This is a genomic window from Pseudactinotalea sp. Z1748 (assembly GCF_049725185.1).
Lineage (GTDB): Bacteria > Actinomycetota > Actinomycetes > Actinomycetales > Beutenbergiaceae > CALKWS01.
Window position 1 is genome coordinate 30,931 of the sequence record NZ_JBMPQB010000014.1, and the last position, 25,089, is coordinate 56,019.

Annotated in this window: 17 protein-coding genes; 3 read left to right on the plus strand and 14 right to left on the minus strand. The window is 68.7% G+C overall.

All coding sequences use genetic code 11. From position 1 onward, the window contains the following. The first annotated feature begins 94 nt into the window (after positions 1-94). Positions 95-3,625, plus strand: coding sequence for an eCIS core domain-containing protein (locus ACO0LU_RS19115; RefSeq protein WP_424792943.1), 3,531 nt, complete (start codon positions 95-97; stop codon positions 3,623-3,625). A 24-nt stretch (positions 3,626-3,649) separates the two neighbouring features. Here the strand turns inward: ACO0LU_RS19115 and ACO0LU_RS19120 are convergent, their stop codons facing one another. The 6 genes from ACO0LU_RS19120 to ACO0LU_RS19145 are packed head-to-tail and all read right to left on the minus strand — an operon-like array spanning position 3,650 to position 10,825. Continuing rightward, positions 3,650-5,578: an ATP-binding protein gene (locus ACO0LU_RS19120; RefSeq protein WP_424792944.1), complete on the minus strand. Its 1,929-nt coding sequence runs from the start codon at positions 5,576-5,578 to the stop codon at positions 3,650-3,652. Further along, complete coding sequence (locus ACO0LU_RS19125; protein WP_424792945.1) at positions 5,575-6,843, minus strand: DUF4255 domain-containing protein; 1,269 nt, start codon at positions 6,841-6,843, stop codon at positions 5,575-5,577. The genes ACO0LU_RS19120 and ACO0LU_RS19125 overlap by 4 nt, the downstream gene beginning before the upstream one ends. Continuing rightward, entirely contained in the window at positions 6,840-7,907 is a 1,068-nt protein-coding gene (locus tag ACO0LU_RS19130; protein ID WP_424792946.1) for a hypothetical protein, read from the minus strand. Before ACO0LU_RS19130 ends, ACO0LU_RS19125 begins: the two co-directional genes overlap by 4 nt. After that, positions 7,892-8,662 (minus strand): hypothetical protein, encoded by a 771-nt coding sequence (locus tag ACO0LU_RS19135; RefSeq protein ID WP_424792947.1) that lies wholly within the window; start codon positions 8,660-8,662, stop codon positions 7,892-7,894. Before ACO0LU_RS19135 ends, ACO0LU_RS19130 begins: the two co-directional genes overlap by 16 nt. A 29-nt stretch (positions 8,663-8,691) precedes the next feature. Continuing rightward, positions 8,692-9,213 carry a phage tail protein gene (locus ACO0LU_RS19140; protein WP_424792948.1) on the minus strand — a complete coding sequence of 174 codons (522 nt, stop codon included), beginning with the start codon at positions 9,211-9,213 and terminating at the stop codon, positions 8,692-8,694. Between the two features lie 13 nt (positions 9,214-9,226). Then, positions 9,227-10,825, minus strand: a complete 1,599-nt coding sequence (locus ACO0LU_RS19145) for a phage tail sheath family protein (protein WP_424792949.1) — start codon at positions 10,823-10,825, stop codon at positions 9,227-9,229. A gap of 174 nt (positions 10,826-10,999) precedes the next feature. Here ACO0LU_RS19145 and ACO0LU_RS19150 point away from each other — a divergent pair, with 174 nt between their 5' ends. Together ACO0LU_RS19150 and ACO0LU_RS19155 are read left to right on the plus strand one after the other, a co-directional pair. Next, the gene (locus ACO0LU_RS19150) at positions 11,000-11,401 is read left to right on the plus strand and encodes a hypothetical protein (protein WP_424792950.1); all 402 of its coding nucleotides are present in this window, start codon (positions 11,000-11,002) and stop codon (positions 11,399-11,401) included. Between the two features lie 142 nt (positions 11,402-11,543). After that, complete coding sequence (locus ACO0LU_RS19155; RefSeq protein ID WP_424792951.1) at positions 11,544-12,323, plus strand: AfsR/SARP family transcriptional regulator; 780 nt, start codon at positions 11,544-11,546, stop codon at positions 12,321-12,323. A 103-nt stretch (positions 12,324-12,426) separates the two neighbouring features. On the opposite strand, the gene ACO0LU_RS19160 is transcribed toward ACO0LU_RS19155, so the two are convergent. The 8 genes from ACO0LU_RS19160 to ACO0LU_RS19195 form a co-directional block, all read right to left on the minus strand. Beyond that, a complete protein-coding gene (locus ACO0LU_RS19160; protein WP_424792957.1) occupies positions 12,427-13,155 on the minus strand; it encodes a hypothetical protein in 729 nt (242 codons plus the stop codon). Positions 13,156-13,390: 235 nt separating this feature from the next. Then, entirely contained in the window at positions 13,391-14,473 is a 1,083-nt protein-coding gene (locus tag ACO0LU_RS19165) for a LacI family DNA-binding transcriptional regulator (RefSeq protein WP_424792952.1), read from the minus strand. A 53-nt stretch (positions 14,474-14,526) separates the two neighbouring features. Next, positions 14,527-18,012: a hypothetical protein gene (locus tag ACO0LU_RS19170; protein ID WP_424792953.1), complete on the minus strand. Its 3,486-nt coding sequence runs from the start codon at positions 18,010-18,012 to the stop codon at positions 14,527-14,529. A 147-nt stretch (positions 18,013-18,159) separates the two neighbouring features. After that, positions 18,160-19,092 carry a formylglycine-generating enzyme family protein gene (locus tag ACO0LU_RS19175; protein ID WP_424792954.1) on the minus strand — a complete coding sequence of 311 codons (933 nt, stop codon included), beginning with the start codon at positions 19,090-19,092 and terminating at the stop codon, positions 18,160-18,162. A 40-nt stretch (positions 19,093-19,132) separates the two neighbouring features. Further along, entirely contained in the window at positions 19,133-20,626 is a 1,494-nt protein-coding gene (locus ACO0LU_RS19180) for a sulfatase-like hydrolase/transferase (protein ID WP_424792955.1), read from the minus strand. Between the two features lie 76 nt (positions 20,627-20,702). Further along, complete coding sequence (locus tag ACO0LU_RS19185) at positions 20,703-23,558, minus strand: polysaccharide lyase 8 family protein (protein WP_424792956.1); 2,856 nt, start codon at positions 23,556-23,558, stop codon at positions 20,703-20,705. 96 nt (positions 23,559-23,654) lie between these two features. Continuing rightward, positions 23,655-24,728, minus strand: a complete 1,074-nt coding sequence (locus tag ACO0LU_RS19190) for an IS110 family transposase (RefSeq protein WP_424790193.1) — start codon at positions 24,726-24,728, stop codon at positions 23,655-23,657. Between the two features lie 6 nt (positions 24,729-24,734). Next, positions 24,735-24,917, minus strand: a complete 183-nt coding sequence (locus ACO0LU_RS19195; protein WP_424790166.1) for a hypothetical protein — start codon at positions 24,915-24,917, stop codon at positions 24,735-24,737. Positions 24,918-25,089 lie beyond the last annotated feature (172 nt).

A 25,089-nucleotide genomic window follows, 5' to 3' on the forward strand; every position in this document is an offset into this window, starting at 1 on the left:
AGAGCCGGTCCGGCGCCCGGAGCGGGCCGTCGCAACGCCCCCCCGGCGAGCCACAGCCAACACCGCGGGCGTGCGGCGCCGGACCGTGAGCCCGGTGGCCGGTACGCACGACGCCGCCGAGGTGCCGGTGCGGGCAGAGGTCCGGCCGCGGTTGTGGCGTGGTCCGGCCGGCCGGCGTGAACGCGAAGCCAGGACGATCGGTCCGAGACTTGCGCGGGGGCGGACTCCCCGCAGCGCCGATCGTGCCCTCACGCTGGTGGCCCGGCAGGCTCCGCGACCCGACCCCGGCCTCGGTCCCGGGCAGAGACTGCCACCAGCCGAGCGCACGCGGTTCGAACCGGCGCTCGGCGCGGACCTGTCCGGAGTCCGGGTGCACGACGGGCCGGCCGCTAGGAAGGCCGCCGCAGCCCGGAAGGCGCACGCGTTCACGTTCGGCAACCACGTCGTGCTCGGGCGAGCGGCACAGCAGGGCGGTCCGGTGGCCCGGGCGGCGGTGCTCGCGCACGAACTCGTGCACGTGCGCCAGCAGGCGATGCCGGCACTGACCGGTGCCGGGTCGGCACGCGGACCTCCCGCCGTCCCGGCCGGAGACATCTCCTGCGCCCCGCTCGGGGTGCAGTGCTGGGCTGCCGGGGACCTGGTCCCCGGGTTCGTCTCTGATGCCGCAGGTGCTGTCGCCGGCGCCGGCGGGGCCGCGCTCCGCGCGGTCGGAGAGGTGGGAGAGGGCGCCTTCGACTGGGTCCTCGACGGCGTGCGCTCGCGAGCCCGGGACCTGCCCGGGTACTCGATGGTCGCGCAGGTGATCGGCCGCGACCCGATCACGGGTGCGGCCGTCACGGTGGAGCGCACCGCCCTCGTCGAGACACTGTTGACCTATGGTCCGTTCGGGCCCGCCGTTGCCGCCGTGCTCGAGGCCGCCGAGGTGATTGGGCACGTCTTCGATGCCCTCACCTCCGGGCTGGAGGCCAACCGGCTGACCCACCGGCGCGTCGTTGCCGACATCGCCGCCGCCTTCGATGAGTTCACCCTGAGTGCCGGGATCGCGGCCAATCTGGCCATCGTCCGGCGCTACCTGGACGCCTTCTGCACTGACCTGCGCAACGTCGTCCGGCAGATGGCCGGCCGGGTCATCGCCATCGTCCGAGCCGTCGTCGTCGACCTCGCCGAGCCGTTCCTGGCCACCGAGGCGATCAAACCCGTCTGGGACCTGACCAAGCAGGTGCTGCACCGCGACCCGCTGCGCGGAGTCGAGGTCGAGGCACCAACCGTGGAGATCCTCGCGAACTTCCTGCGCCTCATCGGCCAGGGGGAGGTCGTGGAGCAGATGCGCGAGCGGGGGACACTGCAGGCCACGGCGGACTGGCTGGACGCCCAGGTGGGGACCTTCCGCGGTCTGCTGGGCCAACTCGGCGCGTTGTTCGCCGCCGCGTGGGCGGCGATCCAGCCCGCGAACCTGCCGAACCTGCTCAGCACGCTCCCCACCCTCGCCACTCAGGCGTTCGGGCTGGTGCAGGGGGTGGCGTCATTCGCGTTCACGGTCATCGCGAAGGTGCTCGAACTGGTGAAGAACTCGTTGCTCGGCTGGCTCAGCGAGCACGCGCACCAGGTCCCCGGCTTCCACCTCATCACCGTGATCATCGAGCAGAATCCGTTCACCGGCGACGTCGTGCCCAGGACGGCGGAGAACCTCATCAAGGGGTTCATCACGTTGCTTCCCGGCGGTGCGGCGACCTACCAGAGCCTGGCGGAGTCCGGCGTTATCGCCGACGCCGCGACGCGCATCGAGAACGAGATGAGCGCGCTCGGGATCACGCCGTCGCTGATCATCTCCACCTTCCTCGGCGTCTGGGACAACGTCACCCTGCAGAGCCTGTTGACGCCGCAGGAGACCTTCGGGCGGATCGTCGACCTGTTCGGTGACCCGATCTCCCGGATATTCCGGTTCATCCGGGTGGTCATCGAGGTGGTGATCACGCTCGTACTGCGGCTGATGAACTTCCCGAGCGATCTCCTCAGCAGCATCATCAGCCACACCGTCGCTGCTATCGAGGACATCACACGGGACCCGGTGGCCTTCCTGATCAACCTCCTGGAGGCGCTGAAGGCCGGATTCCTCGGCTTCTTCGACCGCATCGGGAACTACCTGTTGGAGGGACTCACGGCGTGGCTGTTCCGCGGTCTCGGGCAGATCGGGGTCACCGTCCCCACCCAGTGGACACTCGCCTCCGCACTGGACCTGGTGCTGCAGGTCCTGGGTTTGAGCAGCGAGTTCCTCTGGCGCAAACTCGGCGAACACATCGGCGAGGAGCGGGTAGCGCAGGTCCGCGAGGCGATCGGGATGCTCACCGGGGCGTGGACCTTCATCCGAGAGGTGCAGGAGCGGGGCCTGGCGGCGATCTGGGACTACGTGGTGAGCCGGCTGAGCGGGCTATGGAACACGGTGCTGTCCCAGGCGCGCGAGTGGATCATGACTCGGGTGGTCACCGCGGTCACCGCACGGCTGATCTCGATGCTGGACCCGACCGGGGTGATGGCCGTGGTCAACTCGGTGGTCGCGTTCTTCGACGCGGTGCAGTCGGCGATCGAGTACTTCCGGGAGATCCTTGAGATCGTCAACATGTACGTGATGACGCTCGCTGCCGTCGCGGCGGGGAACATCACCCCGGGCGCACAGAGGATCGAGCGGGCCCTGGCGGCCGCGATCCCCGTGGCGATCGGCTTCCTGGCCAACCAGGTCGGCCTGGGGAACATCCCGGAGAGGATCGTCGAGATCATCCAGAGCCTGCGCCAGATGGTGGAGCAGGCGGTCGACTGGCTGATCACCCAGGCGCTGCGACTGGGTAGGGCGGCGCTCGACGCCCTCGGAGCGGGACGGGGCGAGGACGCAGACGATGAGGGCAGCGCCGAGGAGAAACAAGCACGGCTGGATGCCGGTATGGCCGAAGCCGTGGACGCCGCGAACCGGGTCGGTTCAGAACCGGTCGCGGCGGGCGTCCTGCAGCCGACACTCGATCAGATCCGCCGGCGCCACCGGCTACGAACCCTTGAACTCACACCGGCGGGGGAACGGTGGGCGGTCCGGGGCAGCATCAACCCGGACGCTCAGGAGACGACCGACGCACTCAAGCCAGGTGCGGGTCCGGTGGGGAACGTGGCTCCCCACAAGGATCAGCCATCCCCGCGTCCGGGCCTGTGGTCCGAGCACGTCATTCCCCGGTCGATGATCAGCTCGGTGCTCTCGGTCGCGGGCCTTCCGGTAGTGACGAACGCCGAGTACAACGAGATGCACACCGTCCTGATCTACCGCGAGGCCAGGGCGAACAAGGACTTCGGTCCGAACCGCGATCTGTCGCTGGTCGCACGGATCAGAGGCCGCGTCGGAAGGACGCCGGAGGCGGATGTGGTCCGGTTCGGGGACTCCTCGGCCATCGCCCGCCGCGCGTTCCGGACCCTCGCCCACGGTGCTGTGAACCGCACCGTCCGGGCCGTACGAGCAGATCATGCCTCCGACGTGGGAGTGGACCGCGGGGATCCTCAGATGGTGCCCTCGGAGTCCGTGATACGGCAGACTGCGGCCACCCAGCAGGACGAGATCGAGCAGATCTTCTCCGGCCGTGGACTCTAGGGGCTCCAAGGACGGCGCGGCCACTCACCGCCCGGCGACGGACCGCCCTAGTTTCGCCAGTTCCCAGCGGGTGGCGGTGCTGAGGTCCTCGGGGGTGACCTCACCGCGGCTCGCGCCGAGGTAGGCGGCGGTGAGCGCGGCGGCGGCGATGCCGCCGCCGGGCAGATCGATCGTGGCCAGCCGGGCCGGGTCGATCCCGGTCAGCGGCGTGCCCGCCGGGAAGGCGAGGCGCCACATCCGCTCCCGCGCTGCCGGATCGGGGTAGGGGAAGTTCACCACGAACCGTAGCCGGCGCAGGAACGCCTGATCCAGCACCGACTTCGCGTTGGTGGTCAGGATCGCCAGGCCCGGGAACGATTCGATCCGCTGCAGCAGATAGCCGACCTCGAGGTTGGCGTAGCGGTCGTGGGAGTCGCGGATCTCGGTGCGCTTGCCGAACAGGGTGTCCGCCTCGTCGAACAGGAGCACCGCGCCGCTGTCCTCGGCGGCCTCGAACACTCGCCGCAGGTTCTTCTCCGTCTCCCCGATGTACTTGCTCACCACCTGGCTCAGGTCGACCACCACCAGGTCCCGCCGCAACGACGTCGCGATGACCTCGGCGGCGAGCGTTTTGCCCGTCCCGCTCGCCCCGGCGAACAGTGCCGCGGTGCCCAGGCCGCGGGCCGATCGTCCGGCGAAGCCCCAGGTGTCCAGCACGATCTCCTGGTGCCGTACTGCCGCGACGAGCGCGCGCAACTGCTCCACCTGCGCCTCCGGCAGCACGAGCAGTTCCCAGCTCGCCCGCGGTTCGATGACCGCGGCGAGGCCGGTGAACCGGCTGCTCGCCCGTTCCCGGCACGCCTCCCACAACGGCTGGCCGCGGTGCGTTGCGAGGGCGGCTGCGTGCAGGTCGGGCACGGCGAGGTCGAACGCGCCGGCGGCGGAACTGGCATCGACCGCGTTCTCGACGCTGCGACCACGGTCGCGGTGCTCGCCGGGTACGGCCAACGCTACCGCGAGCACCTCACGTCGCTCGGCCACGGGGACCCGCGGCACCCGCACCAGGTCGGAACCGGGCTCGCCCCGGACGGACTCGCCCTCGTGCAGCAGCACGACCGTCGGGGCGTCGATGTCCCGCACGGTCCGTAGCGCGGCCGCGGGCTCCGCCGTGCCGGTCGCGTCGATGGCCCAAGCGCTACTGGACAGCACGGACTCACGCTCCATCAGCCGCCGCAGCCGGGCACGCTCTTCGGCGCTGCTCGGCAGGTCCCCGGCATCGAGGACGAAGAGGTCATGGCCGATCCGGTGGGCGGCCGCCGAGGCTACCGGGAGCAGGTTTGCGTGTTGCGGTCCCGCGATGGTGGCGAGGGCGCCGCGGTCCCACGCACTCACCAGGGCAGCGGCCGACGTGGCCAGGGTCGGTGGCAACTCTGTCTGGTTTGGCAGCGACCACGCCAGGGCGGCGAGGTCCGGATCGAGATACCCGGCGCCGAGCAGATGATGCAGCACCCGCTCGTCGGCCACGATCGGGCTGTGCGTGGGTGAGGTCGGGTCGATCAGGTGGATGAGTCGCCAGTACCGCAGCGGCGCCCTGGGCGTCAGCGCACCCCAGTGGGCGCCGGGAAGGACGGACAGGGCGAGACCGAAGGTCACGCGTTCCACGCCGGACAACGCGAGATCGGCTGCGGTTCCCGCGACGATCTCCGGACCGGCGGCGAGCAGCAGGAGCGAGCGTTCGAACTCGGTGAGGCCGAATCCCTGCGCGATCTCGTCCAACCTCGAGGCCCGGTCGAGCCGGGACCGTGCCTCGGCGAGCGCCGCGTGCGCGGACGCATCCGGCGCACTCCTGGGTGCCCCGTTCTGTCGTGAAGGTGCCGTGCCGGCTCGGCGAGCCGAGGCAGCACCGCGCAGCCGGGCCCGCACGAGACTGAGTTCGGCCACGATCGCGTCCCGGTTCGCCTCCACCCACGTCATGGCGGCGGCAACGTCAGGGCCGGCTGGTCATAGGTCTGATCGGTGGCGGTAGGGATGCTGTCGGTGCCGTCGACCTGCAGTTGCACCAGCCACGTGCCGTCCGGAATGTCCCCGTGCCTGAAGGTCAGTTCGGCGACAGCGTCCTGGTCGGGACCAACCGTGGGAAACTCCATGGTGAGGCTCTGCTGGTCATCGTCGGCACCGCCGGACAGGCGGCGCAGCAGTACACTCGGGCGCTGCCGGGGCTGCAGTGGCGGGCGCACACCGAGGGTGACCTCGGTCGCCGAGACCGCGGCGATCGTGACCTGCGGGCGGATGACGACGGGTACCGCGTTCGATGCCGACGTGGTCCGTCCCGGTGCAGGGTCTGGGCTGCCTGCGGGGGACCGGTGCAGGATCTGCACGTCGTGTACTCCGGCCGGCACGTCGTCGGTGAGGCTGATGCGTAGTTCGGCTGCGGTGGCGCGTGCGTCCTCGATGGGCAGGGTTGCGGGTCCGATCCGTACGTGGGTCTGCCCGCCCGGTGGTGCGAGGAGCCGGCTGCCACGCAGCACGAGGACGCCATGCTCGCCGTTCGCCGGATCCGGCACCTCGGGAGTGACCGCCTGCAGGTGGATGGGACCGGAGGTCGACAGCCCGATCGCGGGGGAGCGCACGGGCAGGCGACGACTCGGCGACGCCTCGGCGGCCACCAGCACCACCGTCGCCAGGTACGTCAGCGACAGCTGGTAGGCCACGTCCAGGACGCCCCACAGTTTAGACATTTCCTCCAGGGACAGCGTGACCGGTGCCAGCTTGACGAGTTCGAGTTCGGCGGCGAGGTCGGAGTCGGCGAGGAACGGGGTCTCGGAGTCCGCCGCGTACAGCTCGAGGGCGCCGGAGACGACGTCGCGGCCCAGCACCGATGTGGCCGAGAGGGCTGCCACGGCCCGGCCCAGCAGCCGCTGGGTCTCGAGCGTGGCCTCCGAGCCGTAGCAGGTGATGAGGTAGTGCAGGTCGAGTGCGGCCAGCGGCCGCTGCACCGTGGTCCCATCGGATCGGCGCGTGGGCAGGTCGGTGAGGTTCCACGCGTGGTTGGGTGTGGCGAGGTAGCAGTAGACGTTGAGGCCGGCGTCGCTGGCGAGGTCGGTTCCGGAGAGTTCACCCGGGTGCAGGGTCGAGACGCCGGCGCCACCGACCGGGCCCGGGTGCGGGCGCTGGAGCGAGCGGTCCAGGACGTAACGGATCGAGGATGTCACCGCGGCGATCGCCAGGGAGTTGCTCATCGGTGGTCCCGGCGGCGAGCGAGGTAGGCGGCATGGTCGACCAGCCCTCGCGCGGGGGCTGCGGCCCGGGGCCGGGGCGCAGCGGGCGCGCGGGTCACCGAGACACGGCCGATGTTCACCTGCACGGTGGGGGGCTTGGCGCCGACCGTACCGGTCAGGCCGTCCTGGGAAGCGGTGCTGACCCGGTCGGCGCGCAGCACCGCAGCGTCCTGGGCCGGGCGATGGGGAGCGTGGCCCGGCTCGGCGACGACGGGGCGCTCGCGGGCGGTGAGCACCTGCTGGGCCACGAGCGCCTGGTAGACCTCCTCGCGCAGGATCGCGGCGACGTCGATGGCCGGCAGGGCGGGGGAGTGGCGGGTGCGCGAACGTGGTGCTGGTGCTGGTGCTGGTGCCGGGTCAGGAGGCTCCGGCAGCGGGGCGGCGCCTGTGGGCGCGCGGGCGGCCTGATCATCGGAGCCCGCACCGGGGTCTTCAGGACGGGCACGGGTGGCGTGCGGCAACTCCTGCGGCGGCGGGTCCGGAGGCTCGTGCTGCGGGACGGCCCCGGCGCCGTGGGTGGCTGGGACGGTGGGCGCAGGCCCGGTCACGGACTGGGAGGGGCGGGGCCCCGGCTTGGCGGGGGCGCCGGGGGCAGCAGCGCCGGCGCCGGTGCCGGTGGTTCGAGTGCGATGTTCGGGAGGGGCCGGCGACGCAGCGGACCTCCCCGAGCCCCGTCCTGTGCGGGCCGCCTGGTCATGTGCCCGTACAGCGGCCTGTCGCGCCGTGCGCCGTACCACCTGCTCCCCGATGGCCGGGTCCGGAGGTGACGGTGCGGGAACGTCACGCTGCCGGGCGGCGTCTGCGCCGGGGCGGCGGTCCCGTGCGCCGAGCGGGGCGATGAGGCGGCCATCTGGTGCTTCGAGCGCGGCGGCGGTGAGGTTCGTGGGAGCAGGCTCCTCGGGTGGGTGAGCGAGTTGGCTGCCTGGTGCACTCTCGGCGGTCTCGAAGCGGTGGACGTGGCGGGGTCGCAGCGCCGGCGGTGCACCGACGGCGCGAGCGGCCAGCGAGGCTAGGAAACCGGCCATGGTCGCTCACCCCGCACGAGCGCGAGGTATGCGGTCCGGCGCGCGTGGCCCAGGCGCAGGATCTCGGCCTCCGACCAGCCGAATACCGCCGCGATGTCGGCGATCTCGGCGAGCAGGGACGGTGCGTCACGATCGATCGAGGCCGACAAGAACGTGGCGATGTCCACAGCGGCGCTCGTGGTTGCTCCGCACTCCGGGCAGTGGACCTCCACCGTGGCCGCGGCCGCTCCGGCCAAGTCCGCCAGGGTGGCGTCGAGCGCCCCGGCATCGGCTGTCAGGGCGACCGGGTCCGGCTGCACGTCGGTCCCGGGACTGTGGTGAGCGCCCGGATCGCTGACACAACGGGCCAGCAGGGCGGCGACCACGTCGGGCTCCTCCCGTGCCGCCAGCAGGTCTCGCGTCGTCGGCACTCGGACGCTCCACCGCCGCCCCGAGGGTGTAGTGACCTCGTTGGAGACCTCTCCTGCGACCTGGGCACCGCCGTCGTCCGCCGTGACGGACTCGACCGGGACCTGGACGCCGAGGCTGAGTCCGCACGCCGTGCAGTCCAGCACGGCGGCGGCAGTCGGGCCGAACTGCTCGGCGTACAGGCGCGCGAGCAGGCCGGTCAGCCCGGCGACCGGCAGGTCCAGGGCCGCGTCGAGGTCGGGGGTGAGGCCTGCCTCGGTGGCGAACACCGCTCCACGTGCGGCGGGCGGCACCGCGCTGGCTGCCTCCCACGCCCGCAGGAGCCATGACTCGTCGACTGTGACCATCACCAGGCCCTCCGGACGCCGAGGTTTCGTCAGGGTTCTACGAACGAGGGCTCCGACGGCTCAGCGATGTCGTAGTCGCGTTCCCACCCCTCGTTCTCGAGCTTGATCGATTGGATGGCGACGACGTTGGCGTTGGCGTCCAGTTCGGGGATCGCCTGGTACTCCGAGACCCAGCATCGGAACACCGTGTAGGCCAGGGCGAGCTGGCCGGCCTCGTTGTAGACCTCGAGGATCACGTCCTTGCGGAAGTCCCTCAGCGAACTCTCCGCGCCGAGCCCGGATCCGTAGTTCCAGACCTTGTTCGCCCACTGCTCGAAGTCAAGATCGTGGGTGACGCCGCGCTCGAGGGTGATGGCCTCGAACTCCGAGCGTCCGGGTGACTTCCGGCTGCTGCTCGGGTCGCCGCCGTCGCGGTGGGTGACCACCTCGGTGGTCCGCTTGAGCACGCTGACCTTGCTGATGCCGGCCACGTAGCGCCCGTCCCACTTGAGCCGGAACTTGAAGTTCTTGTACGGGTCGAATCGGGTGGCGTTGACGGTGAACTGGGCCATGGCGTCGTCCTTCTCAGGTCTGCGCGGCGGCGGTCTTCTGCTGGATGCTCACGACGACGAACTCTGCCGGTTTCAGCGGGGCGAAACCGACGACGATGTTCACGATGCCGCGGTCGATGTCGTACTGGGTGGTGGTCTCGGAGTTGCAGCGAACGAAGTAGGCGTCTCGGGGTGTGGTGCCCTGGAAGGCGCCCTGGCGGAACAGGTCCTGCATGAACGCGCCGATCGAGGCCCGGATCTGTGACCAGAGCGGCTCGTCGTTCGGTTCGAAGACCACCCACTGCGTGTTCCGGTACAGCGTCTCCTCGAGGAAGAGGGCGAGCCTGCGTACGGGCACGTACTTGTACTCGTCGGCCAGGAGGTCGGCACCGCGGAGCGTGCGCGCACCCCAGACGACCGAGCCGACGCCGCGGAAGGTGCGTAGGCAGTTGATCCCGTGTGGGTTGAGCCGGCCGTTCTCGCCGTCGGTGAGGACGCCGGCGAGCCCGTTCGCACCGACGAGGCCGGCCTCCAGTCCAGCCGGCGCCTTCCACACCCCGCGTGCGCCGTCGGTGCGGGCCATGACGCCGGCGACGGCTCCGGAGGGGACGAAGGTGCCGATCGCTCCGTTGCGCAGTGGGTCGGCGCGCCGGATGCGGGGGAAGTACACAACGCCGTTGCGGCCGTTCGCGGTGAGGTTGCGGGCGTCGATCCAATCCCGGATGTCAGCCACCGTGCTTCCGGGCGGCGGATCCACGATCAGCATGGCTCGTTCCTCCACGCACAGCTGCAGGGCCGGGCTCCACAACGCCGGCGGAGTCTCGCCGTCGGGTCTGGAGGGCGGCAAGCAGAGGATCGTGAAGAGGTCGGCGTCCACCAGGGCGTACAGGCCCAGCTTGTCTGCCACGAAGGAGTCGCCGTCGCCACCGATGTAGTCCTCGAGCGACAGCGCGTTCGAGTCGGTGCCGTCGGTGCCCCCGCCGGATTGGCCCGCCGCGTAGAAGGCCGCGGGATCCTGATCCCGGTGACGTTCGCTCGGGACCACGTCGGCCGGCAGGGTGAGGCCGGGTTGGATCCGGACGAGTCGGGAGGACTGCAGCGCGGTGTCGAGCCGTCGCGGGCCGTCGGCGAGGGTGACATTGAGGTAGGTCTCGACGAGCCGCGGCGACGCGACGTCACCCTCGCGGACGGTCAGGTGGAAGAGGTCCTCCGCCGCCACGCCCTGGTCTGCGGCGACCAGGGCAGCATCCTCGGCGGAGGCGTTCGCGGCGTACTGCACCTCCGCCTCGAGGCGATTGCCCCAGGTGCCGGGGCCGAGCGCCTCGAGGGTGACCGCGCCGTCGACGTCGACGGTCGCAGGCCGGGCACCTCCGGCCAGACGCACGATGACCGCCTGGGAGCCGCCGTTCAGGTAGTAGTCGCGCACCGCGTAGCCCAGGCCGCTGTCGCGGCTGAGCCCCCCGAAGGTTCGCTCGAACTCGGCGTAGGAGGTGATGGCGATCGGTCGGTCCACCGGACCACGGCGCGCAGAACCGACGAAGGCCGCCACCGCTGTTGCCACGCCGGTGATCGTCCGGCTGCCGCTGGGGATCTCCTGGATGTACACGCCCGGGTAGGTCAGCGTGGCTGGCATAGCAACTCCTCGAAGGTCGCAGGTAGGGGTAAGCATCCGGATGCTGCGTCACCTCGTCGTCACGGCGCCATCACGGTCGAGAAGGAGCCGCTGGCGTGACGGCGCCGTGACGTTCGGAGGCGACGCTCTTGGGATGCGCCACACGCGCGTGCGCGCAGATGTGGAGGAAAGAAGATGACCAAGGTCACGGTATCCACCTGGGTGACGGTCAAGGACGGACCGCGCCTCTCCCTTAGCAACGAGATCCAACCCGAGACGGTCGCGCAGTCGACCCTGCAACTCGATGAGACGGGCGGCACTGCGCCGGAGCAGACCGCCGAACTGCTCGCCTCCGGCGGCAGGGCGGTGCTGCTCGCTCTGACGGCCCGGACTGCCGGCGGGGAGCCTGCGGAGGTGACGCTGAGGCCGGTCAACGGCTCCGACACCGGTGACCCGCTGCCGGTCAGCGGGGGATTCGCCGCCGCGAGCCCGGGCCTGCTGGACGCGCTCGTGACCGGTGGTCCTCGATCGATTGTGGTCACCAATACCGGTTCAGAGAAGGTGACGGTGCGGATCGTCGCCGCACGAGCGGACTGATCACCCCGCCCACCGTCGCGGCGCCCGAGTGCCGTGACGGTCCGGTGACGATCGGTCAGTACTTCTTCACTGTCGCAAGGAGTAGCCTGTGGCTACCTCTCGGGAGCGCACGGGGTTGGGTTGAAAAATGACCATCGGACTGGTGAGCGTATTGGCCGCCCATTCCTGCGCCGGTGCGCCCCTTGTTCATCTCATCGGCCACCCCCGGGTCAGCCGTAACGACGCCGAGATCCGCCTGGTGGACAGCGGCATGCGCCTGCTCGCGTTCGTGTCGCTGCACCGGGGCATGATCGATCGGCATCTTGCCGCCGCGGAGTTGTGGCCCGACGCCGATGACGTCCACGCCGCCGGAAATCTGCGCACCGCTTTGTGGCGGGTCAACGCGGTCGGGGTGCACCTCGTGGACGCGACCCGGACGTCGCTGCGGCTGGCCACCGACGTGCAGGTGGATGCGCATCTGCTCGGTGCGTGGGCGGCGCGGATCATCTCCGGCACCGTTAGCCCGCACGACCTCGCCTACCCGTCGTGGGACGTCGAGCGCCTCGAACTGCTGCCCGGGTGGTACGACGAATGGTTGCTGCTCGACCGCGAGCGGCTCCGCCAACGGCTGCTGCACGGGTTGGAGGAGATGTGCCGGAGGCTGATCGGTGCCGGCCGGTGCGCCGAGGCGGTCGACGTGGGGGTGGTGGCCGCACAGGCTGACCCACTACGCGAGAGCGCCCAGGAGGTGCTCATCCAGGCCCATCTTGCGGTGGGCAACCGCGCCCAGGCATTGCGGGCGTTCGAGGCGCACCGCTTGCTCCTGCGTCGTGAACTCGGTGTCGAGCCGGCGCCGCGGCTCCGGGACCTCCTGGCTCTCGGCAAGGTGGGGCCACGGGTGGAACGACCCGCCGCGTTGGTTCCGTCGGCGGTGGTGCGCTGAGGGCAGGAAGGTGATCGGCGCTCGTGACCTTGATGCGGCTGGTCATGCAACGGTGACACTGCCTTGACGGGCCCGGGTGAGACTGGGCCGCATGGGGGTTCGGTCAGCGCCTTTGCAGCCCTCGGCAGGGCCGACGGGCACCTGCGTGGTGCGTCTGTGGCGGCCTGGCAGTGCGGTGAGCATCTCGATCGAGACGCGCGTGGATGGCGACGCCGAGTCCGGGGTCCAGGTGTTCACGGACCTGGATGACGCCGTGGCCGCGGTCGGGACATTCCTGGAGGAGCAGTGGCGCCGGATGAATCATGGCTGAGGGCGGACCTGCTCGCCGCCCCGGCGGCCGGCTGAGGATTCCCGCCACGTACGGGTGGAAGTGTGTCGTTGAGGACGTCAGCACGGTGCGCGTGGTGGTGCGCGCTTCCCAGGCGCCGCGGGAGAAGCCCATCTGCCACAGGGTCTGGCCGCGCACGGAGTTGAAGTCACCGGAGGTGAAGGTATAGCGCTCGTTGGCATTGCGGTGCACGTTCAGATCGATGTCGTCGAAGCGCACCACCCCCAGATCCTTCACCACCTCCAGCGGCGGGGCACCCTCGGGTTCAGCGAAGAACTGTGCGATCCCGTTCAGCGGCACCCGCACCTTCAGGCGCCTGCAGTCCTTCGAGCAACCGGAACACGGAGCCCCCATGTAGTGCACATCGTCGGTGTACCGGTCGTCGGTTGAGTACACGGTCGCGATCGCGCCCAGGCTGGGTGGGCGCCGAGCGGCCACCTGCAGAGCGTTGAAGCCGCCCCAGTAGACCCAGTAGATCCCATCATCGCGGTGCGTCCGCTGCACCAGGGCCGCTCAGCGAGCCAGGCCAGCACGTCCTCGCAATCCTGTAGGGGTGGTGGATGGAGTCGCGTTGGCCGGGGATGCTCCGCGTGCAGTGCAAGAACGAAACCTGGCTGCGGATCATTCGCCAGACAAGGCCAAGCCTGACGTGCTCAGCGGACTCGTAGATGACGTCGTGCAACGACAGGCCCAGCGTCGCGGTCATCACGGCACCTTCCCCGAGGTACTAGCGGACGGCTTACGGCCCCGTCCGAGCGAGGGGTCGCGTGGACATTCGCTCACTGAGGGTGGGGAGCAGGGCGGTGCGCTGCGGACCCGCAGGATCTGGAGTGTTCAAGTGCGCGAGGCAGGAGGTCAGCGCGGTGTGCCCGACGGCGAACTTGGGCGGTGTGATCGCGGTGACCGGGACGGGCGCCAACGCGGATACTTCATCGTCGAACGCGATGATCTCCAGGTCCTGGGGAATTCGGATGCCGCGGTCATGCGCTACCTCGAGCAGAGTAATGACGGCTTCGTCCGGCAACATCAAGAGTGCACCGATGTCCAGGTCGACCGCGGCATCGAGGACCTCACACGCTCTCACCAGAGCATCAGCGGGGTCGGCGCCGGCCAGCAGGATCTGTTCCTCAGCGAGATGCCCGCAGGGCCGCAGGGCCTGCACCGCGCGACGCACTCCGGCACGGACCGCCTCGGCGGTCGGGCTGGCCCGCCAGGCCAGCAGGAACCGGTCATGCTGGCGCTCGACGAGCTGCCGGACGGCGAGTTCCGCGCCGTACCGCTGGTCGCTACGGACCGAACTCAGGGGCATGCCCGGATCGGCACGGTCCAGTGATCTCTCCACGATGATCACCGGGACGGGAAGGGAACTCAGGAAGCGGTAGGTGGATGGATCCGTCGCGACCGTATCCGCAGGAGTGACCAGCAACGCATCGACTCCGGTGGCCATCAGGCGCCTGATCTGCTGCTGCTCGACATCGCGGGAATACCCGGAGACGGCCAGGATCAGCCGCACCCCCGACTCGCCGGCCGCGACGTGTGCTCCTCGGATGATCTCTGGGAAGTAGTAGTTCCGGGACGGCACCACCAAACCCACGGTCGCCAGTGGTGGGGTCCCCTGACGCCCCGCCCTACTCCGGGGCGCGCGCAGCGGGACGGCGCCTCCATGCACTCTGAGGAGATGTCCGCTTTCCTCCAGCAGTTCCAGGTCGCGGCGGATGGTCATAGCCGCGACACCGAACTTCTGGGCCAGATCGCTGACGCGGACCGCACGGTCCCGCCGGAGTTCGGCCAGGATACGGTTGCGACGCTCCGCCGGGATCATCAGATCATCTTCAATGATCTGTGCCGCGCCGCACAAGGCGCCGCTCGGCGTGCTCAGGGATCGACCCGCACCGTGATCGTCCGGCCGGTGGTGGAGCCGAACTCGTTGACCAGTTCGGCTCGATAGGAGTAAGTACCCGGATCGCGATCGGTGACCTCGATCTGCACCTGCTGCGCCTGGGGTGTGTTGGCCTCCAGCGCACCCCGGGCGATCTGCGCATCGTCCTCGTAGAGGACGTACTCCGTGGCGTTCGTGCCCCACCACATGTTCAGATCAACCGTGAAATCGGGCGAGCGGCTCCAGTTGTCGTGGCTGAGTTGCGGAACGCCCGGCTCGGCGTCCCGCACGGTTACGGTCACGGGTCGGGTGGCGGTGGTGCCGGCGGAGTTCTCGAGTTCACCGGTGTAGACGTAGTCGCCGTTCGGGCGGCCCTGGATCGTTACCTCTGTGCGCTGAGCGTTCGGGCTGTCCATCTCCAGGGATTCGGTAGCGATCAGTTCATCGTTCTCGTATAGCCGGAAGGTGCCCGCATTCTCGCCCCACCACATGTTCATGGACACATCGAAGTAGCCGTCCCGCAGGCCATGGGCTCGTCCCTGGGTGGTCCCCAGGACGCCCACGCCCGGGGCGCTGGTGGCGCCGTCGTCGCTGTCCTCGGTGGGCAGGGCCGTACCGGTGTCGAGGGTGTCGAAGTCGATCACCCTGCCGTCCAGGACCACCGTGCCGTCGTCGGCGTCGGTCAGGCGCAATGCCCCGGAGGCGGATGTGGCCAGCGCGATCCGGAAGTCGGCCGACTCGCCTTCGGTGGAGATCCGTAGGGTCCCATCATCGATCACGATGTCGGGAGCGTCCGGACCCAGGACGAATCCACTCAGCGTCGCTCCCTCGTCGTCGCTGAAGGTGAAGTCGGGTGATCCGCTGCCGGGATCGGTTGCGGTCTCGATTCGCACGCCCTGCTCGGGGCGCAACTGCCAATCCCACGTACGTGACTGATCGTCGGCGAACCGGTCCCGTATCACCACGATCGCATCGGCGTCGTGACCGGGCGCGAGATCCACGACCTGCTGCCGCTCGGCCAGGTTGACGCCGAAGTTTCCGGATCCGTCCAGGTGCAGGTACCCGCCACCCTGATCGGCGTAACTGACCGACTCCAGGGTGACGCCGTCACCGGTGAGGGTCTCGTACTGATTGCGGTACGGCTCCAACTCCCCGTCCACCAGTGGCTTGCTCCACAGGTTCGGTTCGGTGGCCGCGCGGGCTCCGAGTGTCGCCCAGGTGGTCCCGTGCCCCATCCAGGACAGGGAGAACGTCTCCGCGGCCGACCAGCCGCGGTGCTGAGTGTTCCGGTTGGAGGTGGCGATGATCGCATCAGAGGTGTCGGCGTACCCGGAGCGGAAGGCGTAGAACCCCGGCTCATCGTCCAGGATCGCTGTGAACGCCTCCGGCGCGCTGATCTGTGCCGGGTCGCTGCTGACCTCGGTGGGGTAGTACAGCATCGTCCACATCGAGTGCAGGTGGTCGAACTGCGGCTGGGGATGCTCCGGTCCCTGGACGTGGTCATAGGTGTGGCGCAGCCCGGGGAGCGCGCCCTCCGGTGTGAGCGGGAACAACAGGGGGAAGAGCCCCGACACCTGCCCGTTCGGACCGGAGACACCGAACTGGGCGACATCGCCGTCCGGGCGGGAGGAGGCAACGTGGAGCGCCAGATTCCACCATTGCGGCCGCTGGACGTGCGCGTCGAGCACCTGGAGCCCGGCGCTCTGGGCAAAGTAGATCGAGGGAAGCATGTACAGGCCGGTGTAGTGCAGGTAGTCCCAGCCTTCCTGGGTGTACCCGTGCTCGGTGTACCCCTGGTCCAAGTGCTGTGCGACCTGGTCGGTGACATAGGCGATCCGGTCGTCATACATCCCGAAGCTGCCATCTCCGCGCGCGGCGAGGAGAACCTGCAGTTCCGGCGCGCGGGTCACCCCGACCCAGTTGCTGGTCTTCTCGGTGTCGAACAGGGCGTCGTGGTGATAGGTGGACAGTAGGTCGACCGCCCGGGTCATGAGGTTGCGTACCTGCGCGCGCTGGTCGGTGTCCCATCCGTTGTAGGCCCAGTCGTAGACCGGTGCTAACAACAAGTTCGCCCGGCCCAGTTCCAGACCCATGTTGACATCGCGGGCGACGACGAAGTCGGCTGCGCTCATCACCGCGTCGAAGGCGACCTGCGCCCACTGCTCATCGCCGGTGACCAGGTATGCGAACGCGGCGTCCCTGCCGCGGTAGAGACCGGCGCTGCCGTCGGGGCGGTTGTAGGGGCCGTCATCGCCGGCGTTCAGGCGGGTCATGAGGTTGTCCCATGCACCGGTGACGGTGGGTTGCTCGGCGTCCAGGTGCGCGCGGACTCGGTCGATCGCGTCCTCGCTGATCGACCTTGGGTGCTCGGCAGCACCCACCGCGGCGGCGGCGATCTCACTGTCGCCGGCGAGCAGTCGTACCCGCTCGCCGGGTGCGGCGTCGACCACGACGGCCCCCTGCTGGCCAGACACCGACTCCCGTCCGTTCTCGGTGGCCAAGGTGAGGCCCTCCGCTGAGGCCTCATCGGGCAGGGACCAGGCCACCCTGGCACCGTCCTCGGTCTCCAGTGCGGTCAGGGTGGAGATGACCTGCTCGCGCTCGAACGCCTCCGGCGTCGTGGTGGTGGCCGGGGGAGTGGTGGTGATCACGGAGCCATCGGCGGCGTGGGCGACGACGACGTAGGTGTAGGTGGTGCCGGGTTCGGCGTCAGTGTCGGCGGTCGTCAGGGCGTGGGCCTCGCGCACGAACGTCTCCTCGGACGGCTCCGGCGCCTCGCTCCCCTCGGTGCGGTGAACACGATACGCGTGAGCATCGTCGTCGTCCTCGGTCAGTTCCCAGAACAGGTGAACCGGGCCGGCTGACGTGGCCGAGGCGGTCAAGGTCGCCTGGTCGACGGTTTCGGCGATCCGTACGTCGGCGAACCAGATTGTGCCGCTGGCGCGGTCCAGCATCGGTTCCACGGCCAGTTGCACCGCTTCTGCGGGCAGTTCGATGCGGGACTCGTAGGGGCGCCAGTCGAAGGTGCCGGTCAGGTATGGGCCGGGCTGTGCCGGCACGACGGCGACGCCATCCGCGTCGAAGGCCTGCACCCGCAGCATGCTGAAGCCGCCGGAGAGTTCGGCGCCCTTGACCTGGGCGGTGACGGTCAGTTCACGGGGAGTCTGGGAGGTGACCGCGATCCGCTGGGTCAGGGCCAGGCGGGCGTCGGGCCCGGAGTCTGAGGTGATCGAGACAGCGGGCCCGCCCTCGGGTCCGGCGTCAGGTACGGACTCGACGGTGGCCGCACCCGCCGGGTTCCAGGTACCCCACCCGTCGGGGTGGCCATCGCCGTTGGTATCGGCGAACGTGGGGTTGGTCAGTTCCGGGACGGCGGCCACGGCCGGGGTGGATGCCCCCAGTCCGATGACCACTGCCACGGCGGCGGCCAAGGCCGCGTAGCGGAACCGGGGGTGGGTGGTTGTGTCGCGATCGGGTCGCATCAGCGTCCTTACTGGTCCATGCGGTACGTCGGCCTGCAGCGCGGTGTCGTGGGTCACACAGTAGGCAGAGGCGGACGAGAAAGCACGGAGTCGCACACAGTCGCACATCCGGCGTCGTATCGCGGCACGGTGGCGGCGCTGCATCCGTCAGCGAACGTTCGCGGCGATGCGGAAGCCGGTGTTGCCGGAGGAGGAGTCACCGGCGTTCAACGTCCGGGCGGCCACCCGGTACCTGTTGCAGTAGGAGTCATGGCACAGGTAGGAACCACCGCGGATGGTCCACACATCCGGCGCGGATCGGCCCGGGGACCGGGCCCATGGGCTCGCTGTCCATTCCCAGACGTTGCCTGCCACATTGAACAGCCCGTACCCGTTGGCCGGGAAGGACTTCGCCGGAGCGGTGCCCACGTACCCGTCGTCAGCGGTGTTGTGGCGGGGAAAGTCGCCCTGCCAGATATTGCACATGTGTTTGCCACCCGGCGTGAGTTCGTCGCCCCAGGCGTACCGCCGTCGTACCAGCCCACCACGGGCGGCATACTCCCATTCGGCTTCGTCCGGAAGGCGGGTGCCGGACCACGCACAGTAGGCCTGCGCATCATGCCAGGACACATGCACCACGGGGTGGTCGCGGCGATCTTTCAGTGAGGAACCCGGACCTTCCGGATGGCGCCAGTCGGCGCCATCGATTCCGACCCACCACGGGGTACCTGCGGCCACGCCGCGTACCGCGCTGGGGTCGATGTCGCGCACGAAGAGGTGGAAGACGAAACTCCAGCCGAACTCCTCGGCCTGGGTGCGGTAGCCGGTCGACTTCACGAAGCGCTCGAACTGGGCATTGGTGACGGTGGTGGATCCGATCAGGAACGGTTCGACCTCGACCGTGTGGACCGGGCCCTCGCGGTCGGCGGGGTGGGCGTCGGGATCCTCGCTTCCCATCGCGAAGGCACCGCCGGGCAACTCAATGAGGTCGCGCCGGATCTTGCGCGCTTCGGCAGCGTTGCGCTCCGGTCGGGAACGCTCCTTCGAGGTGTGGAGCCGCACCGGTGTCGCACCGGTGCTGCGGTCACCGGGACCTGTCAACTGAACCTCCCGTGCGGATGCCTTTGTGGGCGCGGCCCCTCTACTGTACGTGGGACTCCACGGCGGTCTCCGGGCGAATCCGGTCGGCCTCGGGGATCCCGGACATCATGGCCATCCACTGGGCGAACCGGTCACCACGGTCACGCAGAATCCGGTACAACCGGCGTCGCAGATCAGTCACCACTTCGCCGTAGGCGGGCACGGCCACGACATTGCGCAACTCATGCGGGTCGGATTGCAGGTCGTATAGTTCGTCGGTGCCCTCGGGGTTGATGATCAGTTTGAAGCGCCGGTCCCGCAGCATCCGTTGGGAGTAGCCGAAGTGGTGGCCGTGGAACTCCGCGACGATCTCCCGGCGTTCGCGCAGCGCTGAGGGGTCCAGCAAACTGGTTCCTCGGCTGGCAGCGGGGTGAATACCGGCGACGTCCAGGATGGTGGCGTGAAAGTCCAGTAGCGAAACGAAATCGTCGCACCGGTCGCCCCGCACCCCCGGGTTATGCACCAGGGCGGGGATCCGGTAGATGTCGTCATACATCGCCGGGCCCTTGTCGTTCAACCGGTGGGCACCGGTGAACTCTCCATGGTCGGCGGTGAAGCACACCACCGTGTCCTCCTGCAGCCCGTGGTCTCGGAGAGCAGCGAGGATCCGGCCCACCTGGTGGTCGATCAGGGCGACGTAACCGCGGTAGATCGCGATGAGCTTGCGCCATCGCACGGCGTCGAAACCGTCGGCACCCCAGTACCTGGAGTACGTGCGTTGGATCTCGGGCTTGTCGGCGAAGGTCTCCGCCATCGATGCCGGCAGTTCGATCTGGTCCGGATCGATCAGGTCGAACCACTCATCGGGCAGCAGATAAGGAAGATGCGGACCGAAGAAGTGACAGTTGAGGTAGAAGGGCTTCCCCTCGGCTGCGTAGGTGCCGATCCTTTCGATCGTCAGGTCCGCCAGGTACTGCTCGAACGTCGCCTCTGTGGGTTGGCGCAGCCGCGCGGCGAGGAGATGGCCTTGGCTGCCGTCCGGCAGCGTGGTGTGGATCTGGTCGGTGAGTCCCACCGGGGGGTGTCCGTGGCGTTCCAGCCACGCCAGGTAGCCGGGATTGGTGTAGTCGTTCAGCGCTCCGGCGATGTGCTCCCCGTCGAATCCGTGCTCGGCCGGACCCCGGCGGTGGCCCACGTGCCACTTGCCCACATGCCCGACGTTGTAACCCTGGGCACGCAGCCGGTGGGAGAAGACCGCGTGATCGGTGGGTAGTTCCTCGCGATGCCCGGAGTTCCACTCGTAGTTCGCCAGGAGCCCGTGCTCGAAGGGGTGCAGGCCGGTGATCAGGCTTGCCCGTGCCGGCGTGCAGATCGCGCTAGGGGTGTACGCGGAGGTGAACACGGTGCTGTTCTGGGCGAGGCCGTCCAGCACCGGGGTGTGCGCCGGCGTGCCGTCGTAGAACCCGAGCGTGTCCAGCCGGTGCTGGTCGGTCATCAGGAAAAGGATGTTGCGGGGTTGAGCCGCGCTGGTTGGCTTCTTGCGACGACTGCGCATCGATCTCTCTCGTGCTCTCGTGGTGGGCAGTGGACCATCGCTGGGCCCTCCCGGTGAGGGAGGGCCCAGCCATCGTTCACCGTCTCAGTTCGAAGGTCACCGGCACACCACCGAGTCCGGCGGTGTCCACGACGATTCGCAGGCCGTTGTCCTCGGGATGGAGTTGTACCCGTTCCGACGGCCCGGCGAGCCGGCGGGGCTGGTTCCCGTGCAGCAACACCTCGACGGTGTCGGCCTGATGGGTCGGATCGCTGATCGAAACACGGCCGCGGCCCGGATTGATATCAGCCAGGACCGAGGCAGGCTGGTCGCAGGAGATCTCTCCACCTCGCCCCGATCCCCAGAAGTTCGCGGCTTGAAGGTGCCCGATCCGGACGGCCTGGACATCCGCGTCGTTGGCGAGGAGTTCGATCCCGGGATTGCGCGAACGCGCCTGGGCGCGATTCGCGCTCGCCCCCGGCAATACCGCGTAGGCGTAGGTGGTGCGATCCGGTGCGTGGACCGACTCCAAGGTGGCATACACCCGGGTGTGTTCAGTACTCGAACCGGCGGTGTGGTTCCTCGACCAACTACCGGATCGCTCGCGCACCGAAGCACGCAATTGGGGTACGTCAAGCAGCAGGTAACCAGCCACCCCCTCCACGTGCGCCCAGGTCGGGTCGCTGACCTCGGTCGCCGCCGTGACTTCCACACCATCGACAACCAGACGGCGGGGATCCTCGCCCAGATTGCGGTGTTCGATGACCGTCTTGACCTCATTCCCGGAACCTGTGAAGACGTCGCTGCCCAGGGCAATAATCATGTCCGGCAGGCAGAGCCAGGTCTTGCGCGCGCTCAGGCCCGTCCCGCCGGGACCGATGAGGTGCTGTCCGGCGAGTGCGATGTCATTGAGAGCCGCGCCACCGGTCCACTCGTTATCGGGCGTACTCAACCCCCATTGGCCTTCGGTGCGGGCGGGCAACTCGGTGGTGTCAACCGTGGTGCCTGCCGGAGCCATCAGGTCGCTGGTCGGCCAGTACTCGTCGTCGTAATGCGCGATGTCATCAGGCAGGTACAGATATGTCATACCGTTGGAGGTCTTGAATCCAAACTCGTTCTCGCCGTTCCCGCACTCGTACCACGCAATGCGATCGGAGCACATCGCGATCGCGGTGGCCCAGTCCGCTCCGCGGTACACGAGCCGGTCCATCCGGGCGAACAGTGTCGGACCCAACGGATCGGGAACTGGTTCGGCGCCGGAGGCCTCGAGTTCCTTGATGATGGCCACCTGGGGTACTGAGGCGCCGTCGTAGATCGACCGGTAGTCGTTGGTCTGCAGCCAGTGCAGACAGCGTCCACGCCACTGCCGGGCGGTGGCCGCTTCCACTGACTGCGCGAGGGTCGCGATGGCCTCGATTGCCATGAATCCGTTGTCAATGCTGCGTTCATGCTCTCGAGAGATGGCCCGGCCGCGCACCGGATCCATCATCTGGGCCCGGTAGATCACGGGTGCGAACGATCCCTCGACCGAGTCCAGCAGGATCTGGTGGCTCGGGTCGTCGATGTCGTGGCTCGTGTCGGCAAGCAGGGCGAAGAGCCGGGACAGCGCACGGAGCAGGACCAACCCATAGGTCCCGGTGTACGGAACCGTCGAATGCTGGATGAACGATCCGTCGTAATAGAACCCGTTCCCAGATTCGACGATCTGCCACACGTCGCTCAGTCCGGCCACCGCGTGGGCGAGCCGGTCGGCGTCGGCTCCGGCGATCGACCGGATGATCACTGCCTGGCACAGATCCACGCGATTCGCACCCTCCGAGAGAGCACGGCGCGGCGAATGCTCCGGGAACTGGTACCAGGGATCTGAGACGTAGAAGTCGATGGCATCTTCATAATCCTCGAAGTGCTCCGGCTCGATGTGGTCGCGTAGGAGAGCCATACTGTCCGCGAGCGAACGGGCGGATCCCGACTCCCACGCCCACCAGTTGCCGTACTCGGCAGTGTCCGGGTTATAGGTGAGCACGTTTGTGCGCCGGAGTGCGCCCAACGCGGTCTGAAGTGCGCTCTCGTCCTCGAAGTACTCCGAACCCGGGGTGGCCCAGGCGGTGGCGATCGATTGGATGCGACGGAAGGTCGTGACGATGTTGCCCTCGTTGCCTTCGGGCAGAAATGGAAGGTCGACGAAGGTCCGGGCGTCAGCGCCATCGCGCACCTGGATGTCGGCGAACCAGATCGTGCCCTCGGTCCGGTCCAGCATGACACCGACGGAGAGTTCAACGGCCTCGGGTGGTAGTTCGATCCGCCGTTCATAGCGTTGCCAGTCGAAGGTTCCGCGCAGGTACGGTCCGGAGCCGATCGGCACCACGACGGAGCCATCGGAGTCGAACGCCTGTACCCTCAACATGCTGAAGCCCCCGGACAGATCGGTTCCCTTGACCTGGGCGGTCACGGTGAACTCACGCGGTGTTCCGGGCGGGATTGGCAGGCGCTGGGTGAAGGCCAGCCGAGCATCCGCACCAGAGTCCGAGGTGATCGCCAGTGCGGTCCCGTCATCAGGACCGCCGTCTGGCTCGACGGTGGCGCTAGCCGATCCTGCCGGGTTCCAGGCGTCCCAACCCACAGGGAAGCCATCGGCGCCGACGTCACTGAAGGTTGGGTTGGTCAGGAGGTCGTACTCGGACCCTGGTCCGTCGTCTACCTCCGGCGCGATCAACTCGATCGCGTTGCGTACCTGCTGGTCCAGTGCCGTCAGGGCGGGTCCGAACGCGGAGTCATTTCTGTCCACTTCAAGGCGACCGGTCAACTGGTCGACCCATCGTTGCCGCAGTTGCTCGAATTCAGCCTCGCCCATATCCGGAGCGGCGAGAGCCGCTTCGTGGAATGCATGCGAGAACAGTGCCGCTAATCCCACGGCGCCGGCACCCTTCAGCGCTGTTCTGCGGGTGAGTTCCATGGATCCTCCTTGATCGTGAATGATTCTCTTAGGGGTGGGTCGACTACTGGGTTTTTTCGATGCGCCTCCTCGCCGGCATGATGCTCCTATGGGCTGTCAAGCGGCGAGGAGCCATTCGCGGTAGCGGTTGGCGAGGTCGTCGTCGCGGCGTTTGCCGCGTTCGATGGTGGAGATGTGAGCGGGCCAGACGTTGAAGTGGTCCGCGATGGTCTGCAGGGTCATTCCCTTGGCGTGGCGCAGCGGGCGTAGGTCATCGACCTGCGGCACGGGTTGGGGGTGGACGATGTGGTGGTAGACCTCGCGGGCGACGGCGCGCTTGAGGTAGCGCATTACCTCCTTGTCGCTCTTTCCCTGAGCGGTGCGTTTGGCGATGTAGGACCGGGTGCGGGGGTCGCACGTCATGCGGACCAGGATGATCTGGTGCAGGGCGGCGTTGGCCTGGCGGTCACCGCCGGGGTTGAGGCGGTAGCGGGTGGTCTTACCCGAGGACGCAGGAATCGGGGCGGCGCCGCACAGGGCGGCGAAGGAGGCCTCGCTGGTGAGTCGGTCGGGGTTGTCGCCGGCGGCGATGAGCAGCGGGGCGGCGGTCACCGGCCCGATGCCGTGGGCGGCGCGCAGAGCGGGGGCAACGCGGGTGACCAGGGTGTCGAGGTCGGTCTCCAGTTCGGTGATCTCGGTGGTCAGGGCGCGGTGGCGGCGGGCGAGGTGGCGCATTGCCGTCAGGGTTGCCGGTTGGATGCCCTCGGTGGCCGGCCCGGGGCGCACGGCGGCGAGCTGGGCGTGTAGGTCGGCGTCGTTCAGGCCCCGGAAGCGAGCACGTAGGGCCTCGGGGGCGGTGACGAGCAGGCTCTTGATCTGCACGGCCGCCGCGGTGCGGGCCTTGAGGGCCGAGCGGCGCGCGATGGTCAGCACGCGGATGGCCTCGGCATCGCCATCGGCGTTCTTCGGGGTGGGCAGGTCATGCCCGGCGAGCACCGTGTGGGCGGCGGCGTAGGCGTCGATCGGGTCGCTCTTGCCACGCAGACGACGGACCTGACGGGTCGGGCGGATCGCCTCCACCACGACTACTCCGCCCTGGCGCAGGAACCGGGCCAGTTCGGCGCCGTAGGAGTTGGTCCCTTCCACCCCGATGGTGGTGATGCGGCCCAGGCTGGTGATGAAGGAGAGCAGGTCGCGCTACCCCTGGCTCGTGGTCGGGAACTGTGCATCGCCCAGTCGTGCACCGGTCGTGGCGATCACCGCCACGTGATGGGTCTCGGCGTGGGTGTCCACGCCGGCGATGACATCGATCAGTTCACTGGTCATGATGGTGGTGCCTTCCTCTAGCGGGACAGGCACACCGGCCAGGTGGGCAGACAAGACGTTGATGGGACTTTTGGTCGAGCTCCTATTAGGTCATGTCCACCTGGCCGGCATGCGCTTTACATGCCCCGGCGCAGGCCGACGGATCATGTCAAGGACCACCCCAGAGGGGGCGTCAGTCAGTGCCTGGGTCAGACCTCGCCGAAGCCCTTCCATCATCAACGTCAGT

Coding starts and splice junctions, on each gene's coding strand:
- ACO0LU_RS19140 (WP_424792948.1), bottom strand. CDS start 9,213: ATGGCCCAGTTCACCGTCAACGCCACCCGATTCGACCCGTACAAGAAC.
- ACO0LU_RS19120 (WP_424792944.1), bottom strand. CDS start 5,578: ATGACGTGGGTGGAGGCGAACCGGGACGCGATCGTGGCCGAACTCAGT.
- ACO0LU_RS19145 (WP_424792949.1), bottom strand. CDS start 10,825: ATGCCAGCCACGCTGACCTACCCGGGCGTGTACATCCAGGAGATCCCC.
- ACO0LU_RS19135 (WP_424792947.1), bottom strand. CDS start 8,662: ATGGTCACAGTCGACGAGTCATGGCTCCTGCGGGCGTGGGAGGCAGCC.
- ACO0LU_RS19130 (WP_424792946.1), bottom strand. CDS start 7,907: ATGGCCGGTTTCCTAGCCTCGCTGGCCGCTCGCGCCGTCGGTGCACCG.
- ACO0LU_RS19125 (WP_424792945.1), bottom strand. CDS start 6,843: ATGAGCAACTCCCTGGCGATCGCCGCGGTGACATCCTCGATCCGTTAC.
- ACO0LU_RS19165 (WP_424792952.1), bottom strand. CDS start 14,473: ATGATCCCGGCGGAGCGTCGCAACCGTATCCTGGCCGAACTCCGGCGG.
- ACO0LU_RS19150 (WP_424792950.1), top strand. CDS start 11,000: ATGACCAAGGTCACGGTATCCACCTGGGTGACGGTCAAGGACGGACCG.
- ACO0LU_RS19170 (WP_424792953.1), bottom strand. CDS start 18,012: ATGCGACCCGATCGCGACACAACCACCCACCCCCGGTTCCGCTACGCG.
- ACO0LU_RS19185 (WP_424792956.1), bottom strand. CDS start 23,558: ATGGAACTCACCCGCAGAACAGCGCTGAAGGGTGCCGGCGCCGTGGGA.
- ACO0LU_RS19180 (WP_424792955.1), bottom strand. CDS start 20,626: ATGCGCAGTCGTCGCAAGAAGCCAACCAGCGCGGCTCAACCCCGCAAC.